General features: G+C 41.1%; 18 protein-coding genes. 1 reads left to right on the forward strand and 17 read right to left on the reverse strand.

Features of this window, described 5'->3' with window-relative positions:
• Positions 1 to 6 precede the first annotated feature (6 nt).
• The 16 genes from D8787_RS06110 to D8787_RS06195 form a co-directional block, all read right to left on the reverse strand.
• Positions 7 to 198 carry a CsbD family protein gene (locus D8787_RS06110; protein ID WP_000051184.1) on the reverse strand — a complete coding sequence of 64 codons (192 nt, stop codon included), beginning with the start codon at positions 196 to 198 and terminating at the stop codon, positions 7 to 9.
• A gap of 100 nt (positions 199 to 298) precedes the next feature.
• Positions 299 to 949 carry a DUF1803 domain-containing protein gene (locus D8787_RS06115; RefSeq protein WP_125421811.1) on the reverse strand — a complete coding sequence of 217 codons (651 nt, stop codon included), beginning with the start codon at positions 947 to 949 and terminating at the stop codon, positions 299 to 301.
• Complete coding sequence (locus D8787_RS06120; protein ID WP_125421814.1) at positions 933 to 1,445, reverse strand: YiiX/YebB-like N1pC/P60 family cysteine hydrolase; 513 nt, start codon at positions 1,443 to 1,445, stop codon at positions 933 to 935. Before D8787_RS06120 ends, D8787_RS06115 begins: the two co-directional genes overlap by 17 nt.
• A 246-nt stretch (positions 1,446 to 1,691) precedes the next feature.
• The gene (locus tag D8787_RS11885; RefSeq protein ID WP_312023281.1) at positions 1,692 to 1,895 is read right to left on the reverse strand and encodes a DUF2568 domain-containing protein; all 204 of its coding nucleotides are present in this window, start codon (positions 1,893 to 1,895) and stop codon (positions 1,692 to 1,694) included.
• A gap of 53 nt (positions 1,896 to 1,948) precedes the next feature.
• Positions 1,949 to 2,884, reverse strand: coding sequence for a manganese-dependent inorganic pyrophosphatase (locus D8787_RS06130; RefSeq protein ID WP_125421817.1), 936 nt, complete (start codon positions 2,882 to 2,884; stop codon positions 1,949 to 1,951).
• 269 nt (positions 2,885 to 3,153) lie between these two features.
• The gene (locus D8787_RS06145; protein WP_125421820.1) at positions 3,154 to 3,450 is read right to left on the reverse strand and encodes a GIY-YIG nuclease family protein; all 297 of its coding nucleotides are present in this window, start codon (positions 3,448 to 3,450) and stop codon (positions 3,154 to 3,156) included.
• Positions 3,440 to 4,189: a tRNA1(Val) (adenine(37)-N6)-methyltransferase gene (locus D8787_RS06150; RefSeq protein WP_049531804.1), complete on the reverse strand. Its 750-nt coding sequence runs from the start codon at positions 4,187 to 4,189 to the stop codon at positions 3,440 to 3,442. Before D8787_RS06150 ends, D8787_RS06145 begins: the two co-directional genes overlap by 11 nt.
• Positions 4,190 to 4,241: 52 nt before the next feature.
• A complete protein-coding gene (locus D8787_RS06155; RefSeq protein ID WP_125421823.1) occupies positions 4,242 to 4,604 on the reverse strand; it encodes a S1 RNA-binding domain-containing protein in 363 nt (120 codons plus the stop codon).
• A 1-nt stretch (position 4,605) separates the two neighbouring features.
• Positions 4,606 to 6,006 carry a bifunctional Cof-type HAD-IIB family hydrolase/peptidylprolyl isomerase gene (locus D8787_RS06160; RefSeq protein ID WP_125421826.1) on the reverse strand — a complete coding sequence of 467 codons (1,401 nt, stop codon included), beginning with the start codon at positions 6,004 to 6,006 and terminating at the stop codon, positions 4,606 to 4,608.
• Positions 6,007 to 6,273: 267 nt separating this feature from the next.
• Positions 6,274 to 6,513 carry a 30S ribosomal protein S18 gene (rpsR, locus tag D8787_RS06165; protein WP_000068664.1) on the reverse strand — a complete coding sequence of 80 codons (240 nt, stop codon included), beginning with the start codon at positions 6,511 to 6,513 and terminating at the stop codon, positions 6,274 to 6,276.
• A 31-nt stretch (positions 6,514 to 6,544) separates the two neighbouring features.
• Positions 6,545 to 7,015 (reverse strand): single-stranded DNA-binding protein SsbA, encoded by a 471-nt coding sequence (gene ssbA, locus D8787_RS06170; protein WP_000609606.1) that lies wholly within the window; start codon positions 7,013 to 7,015, stop codon positions 6,545 to 6,547.
• 11 nt (positions 7,016 to 7,026) lie between these two features.
• Positions 7,027 to 7,317 (reverse strand): 30S ribosomal protein S6, encoded by a 291-nt coding sequence (gene rpsF, locus D8787_RS06175; protein WP_001151786.1) that lies wholly within the window; start codon positions 7,315 to 7,317, stop codon positions 7,027 to 7,029.
• A gap of 152 nt (positions 7,318 to 7,469) precedes the next feature.
• On the reverse strand, positions 7,470 to 8,813 hold the full coding sequence (asnS, locus tag D8787_RS06180) for an asparagine--tRNA ligase (RefSeq protein WP_000167160.1): 1,344 nt from the start codon (positions 8,811 to 8,813) through the stop codon (positions 7,470 to 7,472).
• Between the two features lie 16 nt (positions 8,814 to 8,829).
• Positions 8,830 to 10,008 (reverse strand): pyridoxal phosphate-dependent aminotransferase, encoded by a 1,179-nt coding sequence (locus D8787_RS06185; protein ID WP_125421829.1) that lies wholly within the window; start codon positions 10,006 to 10,008, stop codon positions 8,830 to 8,832.
• Positions 10,005 to 10,493, reverse strand: a complete 489-nt coding sequence (locus D8787_RS06190; RefSeq protein ID WP_185776763.1) for a DUF5590 domain-containing protein — start codon at positions 10,491 to 10,493, stop codon at positions 10,005 to 10,007. The genes D8787_RS06185 and D8787_RS06190 overlap by 4 nt, the downstream gene beginning before the upstream one ends.
• Before the next feature lie 187 nt (positions 10,494 to 10,680).
• A complete protein-coding gene (locus D8787_RS06195) occupies positions 10,681 to 11,877 on the reverse strand; it encodes an MFS transporter (protein WP_125421832.1) in 1,197 nt (398 codons plus the stop codon).
• Positions 11,878 to 12,298: 421 nt separating this feature from the next.
• On the opposite strand from D8787_RS06195, the gene D8787_RS06200 reads away from it, so the two are divergent.
• Positions 12,299 to 12,847 carry an NADPH-dependent FMN reductase gene (locus tag D8787_RS06200; RefSeq protein ID WP_125421835.1) on the forward strand — a complete coding sequence of 183 codons (549 nt, stop codon included), beginning with the start codon at positions 12,299 to 12,301 and terminating at the stop codon, positions 12,845 to 12,847.
• A 236-nt stretch (positions 12,848 to 13,083) separates the two neighbouring features.
• Here D8787_RS06200 and D8787_RS06205 read toward each other — a convergent pair.
• Positions 13,084 to 19,087: LPXTG cell wall anchor domain-containing protein (locus D8787_RS06205; RefSeq protein WP_125421838.1), on the reverse strand; the 6,004-nt coding region annotated here is incomplete at its 5' end.

The raw sequence follows: 19,087 nt of genomic DNA on the forward strand, positions 1-19,087 counted from the left end.
CTATCTTTATTTAAAAGCGTTTTTCAAGCCTTCAACGGCACCTTCTACAGCACCTTTAGCATCTTCAACTACTTCTTTTGCCTTAGCAACTGTCTTTTCTACAGCACCTTCTGCTTCAGTTTTGCTATCCCCAGTAACTTTACCAAATCCTTCTTTGATAGCACCTGTTGCTTGTTCCAATTTGTTTTCAAGTGACATATGATTGTCTCCTTTAGTTTATTCCGATATGTGTTACCGGTTACATATAGTTTATACCGAATACTAAGGAAAGTCAAACAATGTGCTCAGAAATAAGAAATCACGCCAAGTAGAAAGTTAATCTTTCCTTATCAAAATCGATAGCCAACTCATACTTTCCATCTTCCTTTTGGACAATATAACCTAGGACAACTAAACTGTCCACAAAGATGTCACGGCGTTTCTGCATAAGCTGGTCTTTTTTGAGAAATTTCAACAAAAAAGTCGTCATATATTTGAGAGCATACTCAGGATTGACATCTCCCAAAATGTCATAGAGCTCCTGCTGTTTTTCTGTCAAAGGATACTGATGTTTGACCTTGTAGAAATAATTGGACAGGGTCATTTTTGATCTCGCAAAGTCCGTCTTTTCAACTAAAATAGCTGCATTGGTTTGATTTCGTAATTCTGTCTCAAAACACTGCTCCAACAAGGCTTGATAGTTCGGACTAGCTTCTCTAACAAAAATCTCTTGGTCCAGTTCGAGACTATCAAGAGACTCAAGCATAGGAAGATTGAGGTAATAACGCTTATTTTCCCGTAGAATCAAGCCAGCCTTTATATACTCTTCCATGAGTTTATCAACTGCTAGATCTGGAAATTGAGCCTTGATTTCTCTTAGAATCACATCATCATTCTGGTCCAGATAGCGGATCAATTCTCCAAAAAATGGCTGTCTCGTCAAACGAGATGGATTAAAAATCTGAATCATGAAGATTCCTTTCTTTACATTCTAACAGAAGCGATGCTGCCAACTGACTAGGATTGGTCCCAGCTTGGTTCAGAGGAACAGGCAGGCCTAGTCCTCTGTAATATTCTCTCCAAAAATCACTAATCTCCTGCTCCCCATCTCCAAATTTCATGGGAATAGTTTCAAAAATCGGTAGGATTTCTGCCATATACTGGGAACAGTAAAAACCATGTCCATCCGGATAGAAAGATGCATTGTAAGGAGCTTCCAGATGTTTACAAGCTTTTTCCTTCACAGACTGGATATCCATTTCTGGGTAGACATAGAGGTCGTACAAATGATTGGACTCAAAGAAGTCTGCTGGTTCCTGACAGATAACACCAGCCTGTCCACTAGCGTGGTAAATCATCCCATCCAAATAAATGGCAACATGGTTATAGTTGCCTGTGGAAGTCTGAATAGCCTGTCCCATGTCCGACCCATCTCTCACAAAAATCAAATCACCATTATCTAACATGCTTCACTCCCAGAAAAAAAGGAGCCGAAACCCCTTTAGCTATATGGAAAACATCGTTTTCTCGTGTCAATCTCTAGTCAAATAATTACCATTTAAATAATTCATTAACTATATTATAAGAATCACTCTAGCTGAAAATAATAAAGTAGCACCAAACTTCCAAAAGACAGAGCTAAGTAAAGGATTCCTATTTGCAATCCATACAAATACCAAAAACTACCACTAACTAAAATAAAAATAGATATCTCAGCAACGAGGCGTTGCCATTTTTTTAAAAGCATGTGGAGATTTTGGTGCCATATATCGCGCCCAAAATAAGATTAATAGAACTGCTAGAAGAAAAAATAGGAATTTTTCCAGCCAAGAAATTTGTATTACAGACACGGAGAAAAGACCAAGGATTGCCACAACCTCAACCAAAAAGCGTAGTCCTGCAATCAATCGCATCATGCTATCACCATCTATAAATAGTCAAATTAACAATTCCAAATATTCCTTAAATATTACCCATTAAAGCTTTCTGTCAACTGAGGTACCACTTGTTTCTTACGTGAAACAGCACCTGGAAGGAAAGCATGATTGTTTTCAAGTTTGAAGTTAAAGGCTGCTTCTACCTTGTCCATGTTAGCACCAAGTGCTAGGATTTCTGAGTTTGAGTTGACGATATCTGTAATCATCAAGACAAAGTCAGAGTAGCCGTTTGCTGCGTTAGCAGCTTGCATTGCAGCTTCAATTTCTGCTTGACGTTCCAAAACTTCAGCGATGTCAACTGTATTTACTTGAGCAACACGGACATTATTTCCGTTCAATTCAAAAGTCTTAGCATCGATGTCAATCAATTCGTCAGCAGATTTGCTAGCCAAGTTGGTACCAGCTTTCAACATAGCCAAACCATATTCTTCCAAGTTGACACCAGCCAATTCAGCCAATTCAGGAGCAATGACTGTATCTGTTGGGTGTGTTGTTGGTGATTTCAAAAGAAGGGTATCTGAAATCAAGCCAGAAAGCATCAAACCAGCCAATTCTTTAGGAACAGCTACACCATGTTCTTTGAACATACGGTAAACGATTGAAGACGCTGATCCAACTGGCTCCAAACGCATGTAAAGTGGGCTTGCAGTTTCAAAGTTAGCCACACGGTGGTGGTCTACAACACCGTAAACTTCTACTTCAGCGATATCTGATACAGATTGTTGGAATTCATTGTGGTCAGTCAGGATAACTTGCTCTGCGCCTTCTGCTTTAGCAGAAGTGATAACACGCGGTGCTTCCACACCAAAATAGTTCAAGACAAAGGCTGTTTCTTCATTTGGAGTTCCAAGGGCAACAGCTTCCGTATCCAAACCGTAAGCTTCTTTTGCAAGGTAGGCAAAGGCTACAGATGACCCGATGGCATCTGAGTCTGGATTTTGGTGACCAAATACTAGAATCTTAGACATGATAATACCTCATTTTGTTTATTCTCTTTATTGTAGCATTTTTTTCGCTTTTTGACAAAAGTAAGAGGAGTCAAAGGACTCCTCTCGATTCTTCAAAATAACTGATACTCTTCGAAAATCTCTTCAAACCACGTCAGCTTCGCCTTGGATTATATATGTGACTGACTTCGTCAGTTCTATCCACAACCTCAAAACAGTGTTTTGAGCTGACTTCGTCAGTCTTATCTACAACCTCAAAGCAGTGCTTTGAGCAACCTACGGCTAGCTTCCTAGTCTGCTCTTTGATTTTCATTGAGTATGAGTAAATTTCTATCTTGATTTTCAGATAAAAATCTTTCCTTCTGCGGTCGCTTCTTACGCTTGAGAAGGGCTTCAGCCGACATGGCTTCTTCCTTACTGGCAAAACCTTGAGCATAGATAAGTTTGACTGGCAAGCGTGCTCGTGTATATTTGGCTCCCTTCCCACTATTGTGGACAGCGAGACGTCTCCTTATGTCAGTCGTATAGCCTGTATAGTAGGATCCATCACGGCACTCCAGCACATACATATAAGCCTTATGATCCATAATAAATCTCTTCGAGTTCCGGCGTATAAGAGCCATCATCATTGTGAACAATGAGAGGTGGTAAAACCTTAAAGCCACTTGTCGAGCCATCCTTGATAGCCTCAATCAAGAGCATATTGGCCTCCTTTTCTCTTTTTGGATAAACAAACTGCAAGCGCTTAGGTGCTAAATTATGTCGTTGCAAGCTGTCCAAGATATCTAAAAGTCGATCAGGACGATGAACCATGGCCAAACGCCCATTGGACTTGAGAATACTCTGGGCACTACGACAGATTTCCTGCAAATTGGTCGTGATTTCATGGCGTGCCAAGAGATAATGTTCACTCTCGTTCAGATTAGAATGAGGATCTACCTTGAAATAGGGCGGATTACACAAAATCATATCCACCTTACTTCCCTGTATACGAGAAGGCATATTTTTCAAATCATCACAGATGACCTCCATCTGCTCCTCCAAACCATTCAAACGGACAGAGCGTTCAGCCATATCCGCCAAACGCTCCTGAATCTCAACAGCCAAAATCTGTGCCTGAGTTCGAGTACTAGCAAAGAGTCCCACTGCTCCATTCCCAGCACAAAAATCCACTATTAAGCCCTTCTTAGGGAAACGTGGAAATCGTGACAAGAGAACACTATCCACCGAATAGCTAAAAACCTCTCTATTTTGAATGATTTTGATATCTGTCGAAAAGAGCTGGTTAATGCGCTCTCCCGATTTTAATAATTGTTCTTCTTCCATGGTCCTATTATAGCAAATTCATATTAACATTACAAAAGATAGAGATTTCTAACTAGTTCTTCTGACTCTTCAAATGTTGAAGGGCTTCCTTGGTCCAAATTGGCATCATTCTTTTGAGAGGCGCAAAGCCGTAGTTAAAGCGGTCGCTTGAAAAACGTCGCCGTCTCGGAAACTGGTGCTTTTCTTCCTCCAAAGTGCGGATAGAAAGGCTGGCTTTCCCTGTAAATTCATCTAAATCCACTACTTGAACTTGAACCTCTTCATCGACTTTCAAGGCTTCATGAATATTTTCAATAAAGCCTGTCCGAATTTCTGAAATGTGAATCAGCCCCGTATCACCCGTCTCTAGCTCAACAAAGGCACCGTAGGGCTGAATCCCTGTAATACGCCCCTTTAGCTTATCACCGATTTTCATCTTAGTCCTCAATTTCAATAGTTTCAATCACAACATCTTCAACTGGCTTGTCCATAGCTCCTGTTTCAACAGCAGCAATTTCATCCAAGACAGCGTAAGAAGCTTCATCAGCTAGCTGACCAAAAACAGTGTGACGGCGGTCTAGGTGAGGTGTCCCACCTTGGTTAGCATAGATTTCCGCAATCGGTTCTGGCCAACCACCACGAGCAATTTCTTTCTTAGAATATGGCAAATGTTGATTTTGCACGATAAAGAACTGGCTGCCGTTGGTATTTGGACCAGCATTGGCCATTGAAAGGGCACCACGGATATTGTAAAGTTCTTCTGAGAACTCATCCTCAAAAGATTCGCCGTAGATTGACTCGCCACCCATACCAGTTCCAGTTGGGTCTCCACCTTGAATCATAAAGTCCTTGATAATACGGTGGAAAATGACACCATCATAGTAGGCATCTTTTGAAAGAGCTACAAAGTTAGCCACTGTTTTAGGAGCATGCTCTGGGAAGAGCTTGATACGCAAGTCTCCGTGATTGGTCTTAATAGTCGCAAGAGGACCTTCTACTGTTTCAATGTCTACTTGTGGGAAATGCAATTCTTTTTCTACCATACCAAATCCTTCTAAGGCATCAAAAATGCCATCTTCTTCTAGTATTTTTGTTATATAATCTGCTTTTTCTTTGATTTTTTCATGAGAAATTCCCATTGCGACGCTGATTCCAGCGTAATCAAAGAGTTCCAAGTCGTTGAGCCCATCTCCAAAGACCATAACGTTCTCTGGTTTCAAGCCTAGATGTTCCACAACCTGTTCCACACCTGTCGCCTTAGAGCCTGAAATCGGCACAATGTCAGACGAATGCTCATGCCAACGAACCATGCGAAGTTTGTCTGAGAGACTGTCAGGCAAGCGTAAATCATCCCCTTTATCTTCAAAAGTCCACATCTGATAGATGTCTTCTTTTTCATGGAAATCTGGATCCACATCCAAATCGGGATAAATTGGATTGATAGCCTCACTCATCATATCGGTGCGAGTCGACAACTTGGCATCATGACTCCCAACCAAACCATACTCGATTTCCTCTTGCTTGACCCAAGAGATATACTCCTCAACATCTGACTTATCAATCTGATGTTGATAAATAACCTGACCTTTTTTATCTTCGATATAAGCCCCATTTAAGGTCACAAAAAAGTCAGGCTTGAGTTCACGAATCTCTGGTACAACACCAAAAATCCCCCGTCCAGAAGCAATACCCGTCAAAATTCCTTTCTCACGTAATTGCTTAAAAACAGTTGGGATTGAAGACGGAATAAAACCAGTCTTGGAATTTCGCAAGGTATCATCAATATCAAAAAAGACAATCTTGATTTTCTTTGCCTTGTATCTTAATTTCGCATCCATCTCACTACCTCTTTCAATCTAACTCTTTCCATTATACCATAAAGTAGGCAAATCCCCTATTTTCAAAAAGTTTCCAGTTTTATTCTAAGTCCTTGGATGATAAGAAAATAATTGTTTATGAAAAAGTCCAGCCAAATTCAACTCGACTTCTCATTCCAGAACTCGTGAAAAAAAGACCCAAACGGGTCTTAATTCGCTTTCTTGTTTCAAAGCTCATGAAAAAGAGGTCCACTGGACCTGAAAAAAAGACCCAAGCGGGTCTTTTCTTTAATCTTCGTTTACGAAAGGCATCAAAGCCATTACGCGAGCGCGTTTGATAGCTGTTGTTACTTTACGTTGGTTTTTAGCTGAAGTTCCTGTTACACGACGTGGAAGGATTTTCCCACGTTCTGAAACGAAACGGCTAAGAAGCTCAGTATCTTTGTAATCAACATATTCAATTTTGTTTGCTGCGATGTAATCAACTTTTTTACGGCGTTTGAATCCGCCACGACGTTGTTGAGCCATGTTTTTTCTCCTTTATAATTTTAGTTGTCCATTAGAATGGTAAATCATCATCTGAAATATCCAATGGATTTGTTGCTCCAAATGGATTTTCATCACGTGAAAAGTCTGGTACTGAATTTGTAGGCGCTGAATAGTTTGCAGTTGGTGCAGAGTAAGCTCCACCTGTATGACCCTCACGCACACTACGGCTTTCCAACATTTGGAAATTCTCAGCCACGACCTCTGTCACGTAGACACGTTGTCCTTGCTGGTTATCGTAACTACGAGTCTGGATACGACCTGTCACCCCGATAAGTGAGCCTTTTTTAGCCCAGTTAGCAAGGTTCTCAGCCTGTTGGCGCCACATAACGACATTGATAAAATCAGCCTCACGTTCGCCATTTTGACTCTTAAATGTACGGTTTACTGCAAGAGTAAAAGTCGCAACTGCTACATTTGATGGGGTATAACGTAACTCAGCGTCACGTGTCATACGCCCTACAAGTACAACATTGTTAATCATAGTTTACCTTCTTACGCGTCAGTTTTGACGATCATGTGACGAAGAATGTCAGCGTTGATTTTTGAAAGACGGTCAAACTCTTTAAGAGCTGCGTCGTCGTTTGCTTCAACGTTAACGATGTGGTAAAGTCCTTCACGGAAATCTTGGATTTCGTATGCAAGACGACGTTTTTCCCAAGTTTTTGATTCAACAACAGTTGCACCGTTGTCAGTCAAAATAGAGTCAAAACGTGCTACCAAAGCGTTTTTAGCTTCTTCTTCAATGTTTGGACGAATGATATAAAGAATTTCGTATTTAGCCATTGATATGTTCCTCCTTTTGGTCTAATGACCCCAAGACTTTGCAAGGGGTAAGTGAGGTTCGCTCACAATAAACTATTATACTAGAAAATAATTTTTTACGCAAGTAAAAACTCTGAAATGCGAAAAAACGCCACATGGGCGTTTTTCTATTCTTACGGTTTGATACGGTGCAACATACGTGGGAATGGAATGGCTTCACGGATGTGTTTTGTTCCTGCTGCAAAGGTTACCATACGCTCGATACCGATACCAAATCCACCGTGTGGTACAGTACCGTATTTACGAAGGTCAAGGTAGAATTCGTACTCTGTACGATCCATGCCAAGTTCATCCATCTTAGCTACAAGGGCATCGTAGTCTTCCTCACGCATAGATCCACCGATGATTTCTCCGTAACCTTCCGGGGCAAGCAAGTCTGCACAGAGCACGCGCTCTGGATTTCCAGGAACTGGTTTCATGTAAAAGGCCTTGATGGCTGCTGGATAGTTCATGACAAAGGTTGGTACACCAAAGTGGTTTGAAATCCATGTTTCATGTGGTGAACCAAAGTCATCACCATGCTCAAGATGCTCGTAGTCAGCATCTTCATCATTTTCATGCTCTTGCAAGAGGTCAATAGCTTGATCGTAAGTGATGCGTTTGAATGGCTCTGCAATGTAGCGTTTCAAGAGCTCTGTATCACGTTCCAAGGTTTCCAAGGCTTGAGGCGCACGGTCAAGAACACCTTGAAGAAGAGCTTTTACATAAGCTTCTTGCAAGTCAAGTGACTCATCGTGTGTCAAGTATGAGTACTCAGCATCCATCATCCAGAACTCAGTCAAGTGACGGCGTGTTTTTGATTTTTCAGCACGGAATACTGGACCAAAGTCAAAGACACGACCAAGAGCCATAGCCCCTGCTTCTAGATAAAGCTGACCTGATTGGCTCAAGTAGGCTGGCGTTCCAAAGTAATCTGTCTCAAAGAGTTCTGTTGAATCTTCAGCCGCATTTCCTGAAAGAATTGGGCTATCAAACTTCATGAAGCCATTCTTGTCGAAGAACTCATATGTTGCATAGATGATAGCGTTACGAATTTGCATCACCGCTACTTGCTTACGAGAACGGAGCCACAAGTGACGGTTGTCCATCAAGAAGTCTGTTCCATGTTCTTTTGGAGTGATTGGGTAATCTTGAGATTCACCGATTACTTCGATGTCTGTAATGTCCAACTCATAGCCAAACTTAGAACGTTCGTCTTCTTTAACAATACCTGTCACATAAACAGACGTTTCTTGGCTCAAGCGTTTGATGACATCAAACTTCTCAAGTCCTACTTCTTCACCAAATTTTTCGACAAAGTTTGGTTTAAAGGCTACACCTTGGAAAAAGGCTGTTCCATCACGCAATTGCAAGAAGGCGATTTTCCCTTTTCCTGATTTGTTGGCAACCCAAGCGCCAATCGTCACTTCCTGACCAACATAGTCTTTTACATCAATAATCGTTACACGTTTTGTCATTATTTTTCCTTTTCTTTTATTTTTCCATAAATGCTTTCAAGCGTTTAACTGCTTCTTTAAGCGTGTCTAAGTCTGTCGCATAGCTGAGGCGGACATTTTCTGGCGCTCCAAATCCAGCTCCTGTTACCAAGGCTACCTCGGCTTCTTCTAGGATAGCGGTTGTAAATGCTGTTACATCGCTATAGCCTTTCATCTCCATGGCCTTTTTGACATTTGGGAAGAGATAGAAGGCTCCTTGCGGTTTGACCACTTCAAATCCAGGCACCTCAGCAAGTAGGGGATAGATGGTATTGAGTCGTTCCTCAAAAGCCTGACGCATGCTTTCTACAGTATCTTGCTCACCTGATAGAGCCTCAACTGCTGCATATTGGGCTACTGCTGACGGGTTTGAAGTTGTTTGACCTGCAATCTTGGACATGGCAGCGATAATTTCTGCTTCTCCGACGGCATAGCCAATCCGCCAACCAGTCATAGCATAAGTTTTAGACACACCATTGATGACCACTGTTTGCTTGCGAATCTCTTCCGATAGGCTAGAAATCGGTGTGAATTCATGGCCATTATAGACCAAGCGCCCATAGATATCATCTGCTAGGATGAGAATATCCTTTTCTACAGCCCAGTTTCCGATTGCCAAGAGCTCCTCACGGGTGTAAATCATACCTGTCGGATTGGATGGCGAATTCAGCACCAAAACCTTGGTCTTGTCTGTGCGAGCTGCTTCCAACTGCTCTACAGTCACCTTAAAATGATTGTCTTCCTTAGCAGGAACAAAGACTGGTACCCCTTCAGCCATCTTGACCTGGTCTCCATAGCTGACCCAGTATGGGGTTGGGATGATCACTTCATCGCCAGGATTGACCACGGCCATAAAGAAAGTATAAAGAGAATATTTGGCTCCCGCAGCGACTGTCACTTGATTTGGCGCTACAGAATAGCCGTAAAAGCGCTCAAAGTAGGTATTGACCGCTGCCTTAAGTTCTGGCAGGCCTGAGGTTACTGTATAAAAAGAAGCACGCCCATCTTGAATCGATGCAATGGCGGCATCTTGGATATTTTTTGGAGTAGTGAAATCTGGCTCACCTAAGGTTAGAGACAAAATATCTCTGCCCTCAGCCTTGAGTGCTTTGGCACGGGCTCCAGCAGCCAAGGTCACACTTTCTTCCATTTCTAAAACACGGTTGGATAGTTTCATAGGCCCTCCTTATTGACCAATGCTCCTGTTTCAAAATCTACTAGATAAAAATCAGAGCCTGACTTAACTTCCCAGATTGGCTTGTCTTGATAACGGCCAAAGGTAATCTTGTCAATCTCACCAGCTCCTTTTTCCTTAGAAACCGCTTCTGCTTTTTCTTGTGAAACACCTTGATTTAGCTGATAAACGTAGATTTTATGGTCATCTTTTCCAATCAGGACAGCAAGTGCTTCTTGTTTTTTATTACGACCAAGAACGCTGTAATAAGATTCCAAGCCATTGTATAAATCAACCTGATCAGCCCGCTCTAATCCTGCATACTGCTGAGCTAATTTTTCTCCTTCACTTTTAGCAGTTTGATAAGGTTTCATACTCAGAAACACTAGATACAGAAAGGAAGCACTGATAACCACAAACAAAATCGTCATCCCTAGACCATACTGCCACAGTAGATTATTTTTTGCTTTTTTTTGTCTTTTTTTCACTCGTCTATTTTACCATCTATTGGGCTTTATTACAAGTGAATATAAGAACAATCGCACTTTATTTCTTCCTTCAAAGTAAACCGATTTTTCTTGATTAAAACCGAGCAAGAAAAGTAAAGACAGCTCCAAAATCAACCTATTAAAAAACCTGAGCTTTGGTACTCAAGTTTTCGTAAGTTCTTTTACTTTATAGAATCACTTTATCATCCATTCTTTTAGCCATTTTTCCTAAAAAGATAGGCAGTAGAAGGCTAATCAAGACTAAAAATAATCCTAGATAAAGAAATGTTATCACAAAGCCTAAATTGTCAATCAACCACCCTGTCAGTGGGAAGAAGACAATCATACTTAGGCTAAACATCATAGAGTAGACACTTAGCATGGTTGCCCTTACTTCACTTGGGAGGCGCTCTTGCAAATCATTGTCAAAAATCGGCTGAAAAAGAGCATATAGAGCATTACTGATCAAATAAACCAAAATATAGATTAGAGGTGTTCCAAAGTAGGACAGCAGGTAGGTAACTCCAGTCAGCAGGACGAGGATAGGGAAAAGCTTCAATGCAGCATAGTTCTTTCCAATCTTACTCGCTAGATAGACTGCAAGGATATTTAAGAGACTACCAAGTAGCATAACTGCTGAAATTTGCCAGCTACTTAAATCCGGTAACTGATTTTGATAGTAAAAGTAAAACATGCACATGAGTGTACCAACAATCTGAGACAAAATCATCCAGTTGAAGAGCATGGGATTTCGCTCCAACTCTTCCTTAACAGTCCAAATAATCTGTTTCATGGTCACACTATCAGCTTTTTCTACCTTGACACTGGGTTCTTTCAGCATCCAAATCAAGACAAGAACTATGATAGAAGTGGCAATCATGATATAGTAGGTCAGGTGCAATTGACCATGGACAAAAAATCCCGCCAACACTGTCCCCAAAGACCGAGTTCCTTCTGCTACTCCTGACATGAAACTTGAAATAGATAAGTAACGCTTCTTGAGTCCAGCTTCCACAGCTGAATCATAAACCATTGCTGCGCTTGTTCCTGAATCAAAATTGTAAGACAAGGCACTCACCGCCATAGCTAGTGCATAAATCCAAAAATTTCCCTGCCCAGCCAACATGAGAATGGAAGACACAATCCCTGCTATTCGACTTAAATAAAGGTTAGTCTTATAGGAATAGCGGTCAGCTAACATACCAGATGGAATTTCACAGAGAAGACTGGTCGTATGAAAAATACTCTCCAGAAGTCCAATCTGCCAAAGAGACATTCCATTTTGACTGAGAAAGAGAATCCAAAAACTAGTAATCCCTAAAAATGCAAAAAACTCAACTCCGGCCATCAGGCCAATATTTTTCCGATAATTTCTTATTAACATCTTTTCTCCTTTAACAAGTGTATTATTATTTCTTTTGTCCGTCACTTGTTAATCTTTGCCTTACATAATCTCCACCCCTTTTAGAAGCATTCTTCAATGCCATTATTTTTCCTTTAATGATTTATGAAATGATACCGGAAAATAGCTGTTCTGCGATTTCTATTACGAGTTTTCTTGTTTATTTTAGCACTTATCTAATCATAATACAAGAGAATATTGGAATACTCATAGAAAATCGAAGAAGACCAGAATCCAACGGAAACAGTTCTTACTTTTTAAGTCGAAAATGACTATAGTTTCTGTGATTTTATAATTTTCAAATAAACTCTGAGCAGATTTCTTGCAAGTCCTTTTCTTTTGTTGTAATATACATTATAACAACGAGAGGATTCTCGGAAATTTAAGAAAAAGGAGACACATCATGTCTAAAAAAGTATTATTTATCGTCGGATCACTACGTCAAGGTTCTTTCAACCACCAAATGGCCCTCGAAGCTGAGAAAGCACTTGCTGGTAAAGCGGAAGTTAGCTACCTCGATTATTCATCCCTTCCTCTCTTTAGCCAAGATTTGGAAGTTCCAACTCATCCAGCAGTGGCTGCTGCTCGTGAAGCGGTTCTCGCTGCTGATGCCATCTGGATTTTCTCTCCAGTCTACAACTTCTCTATCCCTGGTACAGTGAAAAACTTGCTTGACTGGCTATCTCGCGCCCTTGACTTGTCTGATACACGTGGAGCTTCTGCCCTTCAAGACAAGTTTGTCACCGTATCATCTGTAGCCAATGCAGGTCACGATAAACTCTTTGCTATCTACAAAGACCTCTTGCCATTTATCCGTACACAAGTCGTTGGTGATTTCACTGCTGCACATGTCAATGACTCTGCCTGGGCAGACGGAAAATTGGTTCTTGAAGAAACAGTCCTAAACTCGCTTGAAAAACAAGCTCAAGACTTGGTCGCAGCGATTCAGTAAAAAATAGAAAATTTTAGAAAGTCTAAATCAATTATAGCCACCTAATAGGGTGGCTTTTTTAGACTCAATCAAGATTTTCAGACAAACATCAGCCATCCAAAAAAACCTTGAGCGTTACCACTCAAGGTTTTTAGCAGTCTTTTCCATCATAGGAAAATCATTCTAAGAATATTCTTTCATTCGAGATCTATCACTTATCATCTTCTTTCGAGAAATTAGTGACTGCTTTTGACTGATTAATCTTCTTTTCTTCGACCTACATATAGGCTCAATAGAATACCGCTACCTAGAAGAACAGAGATATAATCAGATTGGCTTCCAGTTTCTGGTAATTTGTCCCCATGATTTTCTTTACCTGTAGTTGGTCCTACTGGGTTAGAAGTTAATGGTGTTACCGGTTGAACTGGTACATTTGGATTTGATTGTGTTGGAACTTCAGGAGTGTTTGAAGTTGGTTTGTCATTTACTTCTGGCATACCAGGTACTCCGCCATTAAACTCTGGAATTTCTTGTACCGGAGGTGTTGGCATCCCTGGAACTTCTGGATTAGAAAGTTCATTGACTTCTGGCATTCCCGGCACACCACCGTTGAATTCTGGCAATTCATGAACTTCTGGCATTCCTGGCACACTACCGTTGAATTCTGGCAATTCGTAAACTGGTGGCTCTGGCATTGCAAACGTTGGTCTTTCTGGCACATTAGGTGTTGGAGGGACTGGTTTGTCATTTGATGGTGTTACTGGTTTGTCTTGGCATCCACATTTACCATCTTTGCCGTCTTTACCGTCTTTACCGTCTTTGCCATCACGTCCATCGCGACCATCTTTACCGTCTTTAACAACTGTTTTTGTCACAGTTCCGTCAGAATTGATGATTGTGATTGTATGACTACCGTTTCCATTATCTTCAACAGAAACTTTTGGTGATTTACCATCTTTACCGTCTTTAATCACCATTTCTGTCTTACTTCCATCCGGATTAGTAATTGTAACAACGTGAGTTCCATCGTTATTATTTTTAACAGTTACAGTTGGTGAAACGCCATCTTTGCCATCTTTGATAATAGATTTGTATTCACGGCCATCAGAATCAACGATTGTCAATGTGTGAGTTCCGTCTCCGTTATCGACGATGTTCGCTTTTGGTGATTTACCATCAAAGATTGTAGTTGTAGTTTCTTTACCATCAGTTCCTGTCACCTTAATAATGTGTGAACCGTTGTTGTTATCAATCACTTCAAGTTTTGGTGATTTACCATCACGAACTGTAGTTGTTGTAGTTGTACCGTCTGAGTTCACAACTGTGATCGTGTGAGTGCCATCTCCGTTATCCACAACCTTAGCAGTTGGTGATTTACCGTCACGAACTGTAGTTTCAGAAACAGTACCATTACCGTTTTCTACACGAATTGTGTAAGTACCATTATGATTATCTGTCACAGTTGCTACTGGTGATTTACCATCTTTAATGATTGTTTCAGTAGTTGTTCCATCTCCATTTAGAACTGAAATCTTGTGGGTTCCATTTTGTTCATCAGTTATAGTAACTTTTGGTGATTTACCATCATGAACTGTGGTTTCAGTTGTCACACCTTCTGGATTTGTAATAACAATTGTATGACTTCCGTCTCCATTATCACGAACAGATGCTGTTGGAGTACGTCCATCTACCCCGTCACGTCCATTTTTCACAACAAATTCATTCTTAGTTCCATCTGGGTTTGTAATAGTTACTGTGTGGCTTCCATCTTGGTTTTCAGTAGTTGTTGCTGTTGCAGCTTTACCGTCTTTACCATCTTTGATAATAGCATTTGTAATATTACCTTCTCCATCTGTCACTTTAACAGTGTGAGTTCCATCGTTATTATCTGTTACTTCAACTTTTGGAGTCTTGCCGTCTTTACCGTTTTTAACAACTGTTTCTTTAGAAGTTCCATCTGGATTTGTTACAGTAATTGTATGGCTTCCATCTGGATTTTCTGTTGTTGTGATAGTAGCTGTTTTACCATCCTTACCATCTTTAACTTTAGTAGTTGATTCAGAGCCATCTCCATTTCGAACGGTAATAGAGTGTGTTCCATCTCCGTTATCTGTTACAGTAACAACTGGTGATTTGCCATCTGCACCATTTTCACCTTTATCACCTTTTAGCCCATCTAAAACTGTGGCAAGTGGTTTTGTAGAATCCAATGGTTGACCTGGATTTGCTGGATCTTCCACAAAAATTTTAGTTTCATTACCTTCTTTTTTAGCAATTAGAGATTTTCCGTCTTTACCATTTTTTACATTTACAGTAACAGGATCTTTTCCTGGTGTTGTAATTGTAATGTCTGTACTATGTCCATCTGCACCTGGTTTAGCTGTAACTTCTGGTGTATCTCCTTTTGCTCCTTGAGGTCCTCTTATATTGCCAGTCTTATTCCATGCTCCGTTTTGTTTTTTATAGACATCTCCTGTTGAACTATCAATATAAGTATCTCCGTTTTTTCCATCTTTTGGAGTTGGTGCAATATTTCCACTTAAAAGTTCAGATCCATTACGTCCGTCTCTACCACTAGCACCATTTTCTCCATTAACTCCGTTCAATACATCACGTTCACTGATTAACTCATCTACTCCCGGATCGTAATGATTATTTCCATTATTATCAAAATAAACTGTAACATGAGTACCATCTGCGTTATCAGAAGATGTTGCTCTAGAATTAGGATGTCCTGATACTTCATCCGGGTTATTTCCTACACTTCTTCTAGCTCTTCTAAAGGAATCTTCTCCATTAACATATGGTTGTAAATCAATTTTAGGAGTTCGTCCATTGTTACCATTATGTCCATCTAGACCATCTCTAACTGTAAATGTTACTGGTTCTTTTCCTGGTGTTGTAATGGTTACAACTGTACTATGTCCATCTACTCCACGTTGAGTTGTAACTGTAGGTGTTTGTCCATTTTGACCATTCGCTCCAGTTTCGCCTTTAGCTCCATCATGAACAAATACTGTAGTCGGTTGTGAACCATCGTGATTATCAACAGTAATCTCTACTCCCTTATGATCAACTTCTTCCTTACGAGCAGCAGTTACAGTTGGTGATTTTCCGTCTACCCCATCTCTAATTACTGCAAGAGGTCTGTCAGGAGTTAACGGTTGACCTGGATGAGCTGGATCTTCTTGATAAACTTTTGTTTCTTTACCTTCTTTAACAGTGAGCAATGACTTACCATCACGTCCGTCAGCACCTTTAGCTCCATCTTTAATCATTTCAGAACCTAGAAGTTCATCAGTTCCTGGTGTGTATTTACCATCATTGTTTTCATCAGTATAGAATGTCACAATTGTATGAGATGGATTTCCGTTTTGTCCTTCGACACGTAGTAGATCAACTTTTGGAGTTTTCCCATTTAGACCATTTTCGCCATTTTTAACATTTACTGTTACCGGAGTTTTTCCTGGAACAGTGAATGTAATGTCAGAACTATGTCCATCTTTTCCCGGTGTTACAGTTACTTCAGGAGTTTTTCCATCTTCACCTTTCGGTCCTTGTGGTCCGACTTCACCGTTCTCACCCTTGTCACCCTTTGGTCCTTTGATGTTGCCTGCTTGTTCCCATGCATTGTTCTTCTTAACGAAGACATCTCCTGTGGCAGTATTAACGAAGCTGTCTCCATCTTTTCCGTCTCTTGGTGTTGGATCTACTTTTCCGTTTAATACTTCTTTACCATCACGTCCTGCTTGACCTGTTGCTCCGTCTTGGCCGTCTTTAACGATGGATGTTTGAACGAGCGTATCTGTGCCTTCTGTATAGTTTCCATCGCCATCTTTGTCAATGTAGAAGGTTAGAGTAGTTTGTTTTTTAGCTTCATCACGAACAGCTTTGACTTTTGGTGTTTGGCCGTCTACTCCGTTTTTAATTGTTGTTGTGACAGCTGGTCTGCCTTCTGGTTGGGTGATAGTAATGGTGTGTGTGCCATCATGGTTGTCTGTCACTGTTACTTCTGGTGTGAAGCCGTCACGACCATTTTCTCCCTTGTCACCTTTTGGACCTTTGATGTTACCTGCTGCTTCCCAAGTATTGTTCTTCTTAACGAAGACATCTCCTGTGGCAGTATTTACGAAGCTATCGCCATCTTTGCCGTCTCTTGGTGTTGGATCTACTTTTCCGTTTAATACTTCTTTACCGTCACGTCCTGCTTGACCTGTTGCTCCGTCTTGTCCGTCTTTGACAATTGATGTTTGAACGAGCTTATCAGTTCCTTCTGTGTAATTACCATCGCCATCTTTGTCAATGTAGAAGGTTAGAGTAGTTTGTTTTTTAGCTTCATCACGAACAGCTTTGACTTTTGGTGTTTGTCCGTCTACTCCATTTTTAATTGTTGTTGTGACAGCTGGTCTGCCTTCTGGTTGCGTAACTGTAATCGTATGACTACCATCATGGTTGTCTGTCACTGTTACTTCTGGTGTGAAGCCGTCACGACCATTTTCTCCCTTGTCACCCTTAGGACCCTTGATGTTGCCTGCTTGTTCCCAAGTATTGTTCTTCTTAACGAAGACATCTCCTGTGGCAGTATTAACGAAGCTGTCTCCATCTTTTCCGTCTCTTGGTGTTGGATCTACTTTGCCATTTAGAACTTCTTTACCGTCATGACCTGCTTGACCTGCTGCTCCGTCTTGACCGTCTTTAACGATGGATGTTTGAACGAGCGTATCTGTGCCTTCTGTATAGTTTCCATCGCCATCTTTATCGATGTAGAAGGTTAGAGTAGTTTGTTTTTTAGCTTCATCACGAACACCTTTGACTTTTGGTGTTTGGCCATTTTCTCCATTTTTAACGATTGTTGTAAGAGCTGGACGTCCTTCTGGCTGCGTAATGGTAATCGTATGGCTACCGTCGTGATTGTCTGTAACACTTACTTCTGGTGTGAAGCCATCACGACCATTTTCTCCCTTGTCACCTTTTGGACCTTTGATGTTGCCTGCTTGTTCCCAAGTATTGTTCTTCTTAACGAAGACATCTCCTGTGGCAGTATTAACGAAGCTATCGCCATCTTTTCCGTCTCTTGGTGTTGGATCTACTTTTCCGTTTAATACTTCTTTACCGTCACGTCCTGCTTGACCTGCTGCTCCGTCTTGACCGTCTTTAACGATGGATGTTTGAACGAGCGTATCAGTTCCTTCTGTGTAATTACCATCGCCATCTTTGTCAATGTAGAAGGTTAGAGTAGTTTGTTTTTTAGCTTCATCACGTTCTGCTTTAACTTTCGGTGTTTGGCCATTTTCACCATTTTTAACGATTGTTGTAAGAGCTGGACGTCCTTCTGGTTGAGTGATAGTGATGGTGTGTGTGCCATCATGGTTGTCTGTCACTGTTACTTCTGGTGTGAAGCCGTCTCGACCATTTTCTCCCTTGTCACCCCTTGGTCCTTTGATGTTGCCTGCTGGTTCCCAAGTATTGTTCTTCTTAACGAAGACATCTCCTGTGGCAGTATTAACGAAGCTGTCTCCATCTTTTCCGTCTCTTGGTTGTGGATCTACTTTCCCGTTTAATACTTCTTTACCATCACGTCCTGCTTGACCTGTAGCTCCATCTTGGCCATCTTTCACAATAGAGGTTTGAACGAGAGTGTCAGTTCCTTCTGTATAATTACCATCGCCATCTTTGTCAATGTAGAAGGTTAGAGTGGTTTGTTTCTTGGCTTCATCACGTTCTGCCTTAACTTTCGGTGTTTGGCCATTTTCCCCGTTTTTAACGGTTGTTGTAAGGGCTGGGCGACCTTCTGGTTGCGTGATGGTGATGGTATGGCTTCCATCGTGATTGTCTGTGACACTTACCTCTGGTGTGAAGCCGTCTCGACCATTTTCGCCCTTGTCACCCTTAGGACCTTTAATATTGCCTGCTTGTTCCCAGGCATTGTTCTTCTTGACGAAGACATCTCCTGTGGCAGTATTAACGAAGCTGTCTCCATCTTTTCCGTCTCTTGGTGTTGGATCTACTTTCCCGTTTAATACTTCTTTACCATCACGTCCTGCTTGTCCAGCTGCTCCGTCTTGTCCATCTTTGACAATTGATGTTTGAACGAGCGTATCTGTTCCTTCTGTGTAATTACCATCGCCATCTTTATCAATGTAGAAGGTGAGAGTCGTTTGTTTCTTAGCTTCATCACGTTCTGCTTTAACTTTCGGTGTTTGGCCATTTTCACCATTTTTAACGATTGTTGTAAGAGCTGGACGACCTTCTGGTTGGGTA

The organism is Streptococcus mitis (assembly GCF_003944325.1).
In the GTDB taxonomy this organism is placed as follows: Bacteria; Bacillota; Bacilli; order Lactobacillales; family Streptococcaceae; genus Streptococcus; species Streptococcus mitis_CW.

Bases quoted from the DNA above. Each gene is read 5' to 3' on its own strand.
- D8787_RS06110 (WP_000051184.1), bottom strand. From the start codon at position 198: ATGTCACTTGAAAACAAATTGGAACAAGCAACAGGTGCTATCAAAGAA.
- D8787_RS06115 (WP_125421811.1), bottom strand. From the start codon at position 949: ATGATTCAGATTTTTAATCCATCTCGTTTGACGAGACAGCCATTTTTT.
- D8787_RS06120 (WP_125421814.1), bottom strand. From the start codon at position 1,445: ATGTTAGATAATGGTGATTTGATTTTTGTGAGAGATGGGTCGGACATG.
- D8787_RS11885 (WP_312023281.1), bottom strand. From the start codon at position 1,895: ATGATGCGATTGATTGCAGGACTACGCTTTTTGGTTGAGGTTGTGGCA.
- D8787_RS06130 (WP_125421817.1), bottom strand. From the start codon at position 2,884: ATGTCTAAGATTCTAGTATTTGGTCACCAAAATCCAGACTCAGATGCC.
- D8787_RS06145 (WP_125421820.1), bottom strand. From the start codon at position 3,450: ATGGATCATAAGGCTTATATGTATGTGCTGGAGTGCCGTGATGGATCC.
- D8787_RS06150 (WP_049531804.1), bottom strand. From the start codon at position 4,189: ATGGAAGAAGAACAATTATTAAAATCGGGAGAGCGCATTAACCAGCTC.
- D8787_RS06155 (WP_125421823.1), bottom strand. From the start codon at position 4,604: ATGAAAATCGGTGATAAGCTAAAGGGGCGTATTACAGGGATTCAGCCC.
- D8787_RS06160 (WP_125421826.1), bottom strand. From the start codon at position 6,006: ATGGATGCGAAATTAAGATACAAGGCAAAGAAAATCAAGATTGTCTTT.
- rpsR (WP_000068664.1), bottom strand. From the start codon at position 6,513: ATGGCTCAACAACGTCGTGGCGGATTCAAACGCCGTAAAAAAGTTGAT.
- ssbA (WP_000609606.1), bottom strand. From the start codon at position 7,015: ATGATTAACAATGTTGTACTTGTAGGGCGTATGACACGTGACGCTGAG.
- rpsF (WP_001151786.1), bottom strand. From the start codon at position 7,317: ATGGCTAAATACGAAATTCTTTATATCATTCGTCCAAACATTGAAGAA.
- asnS (WP_000167160.1), bottom strand. From the start codon at position 8,813: ATGACAAAACGTGTAACGATTATTGATGTAAAAGACTATGTTGGTCAG.
- D8787_RS06185 (WP_125421829.1), bottom strand. From the start codon at position 10,008: ATGAAACTATCCAACCGTGTTTTAGAAATGGAAGAAAGTGTGACCTTG.
- D8787_RS06195 (WP_125421832.1), bottom strand. From the start codon at position 11,877: ATGTTAATAAGAAATTATCGGAAAAATATTGGCCTGATGGCCGGAGTT.
- D8787_RS06200 (WP_125421835.1), top strand. From the start codon at position 12,299: ATGTCTAAAAAAGTATTATTTATCGTCGGATCACTACGTCAAGGTTCT.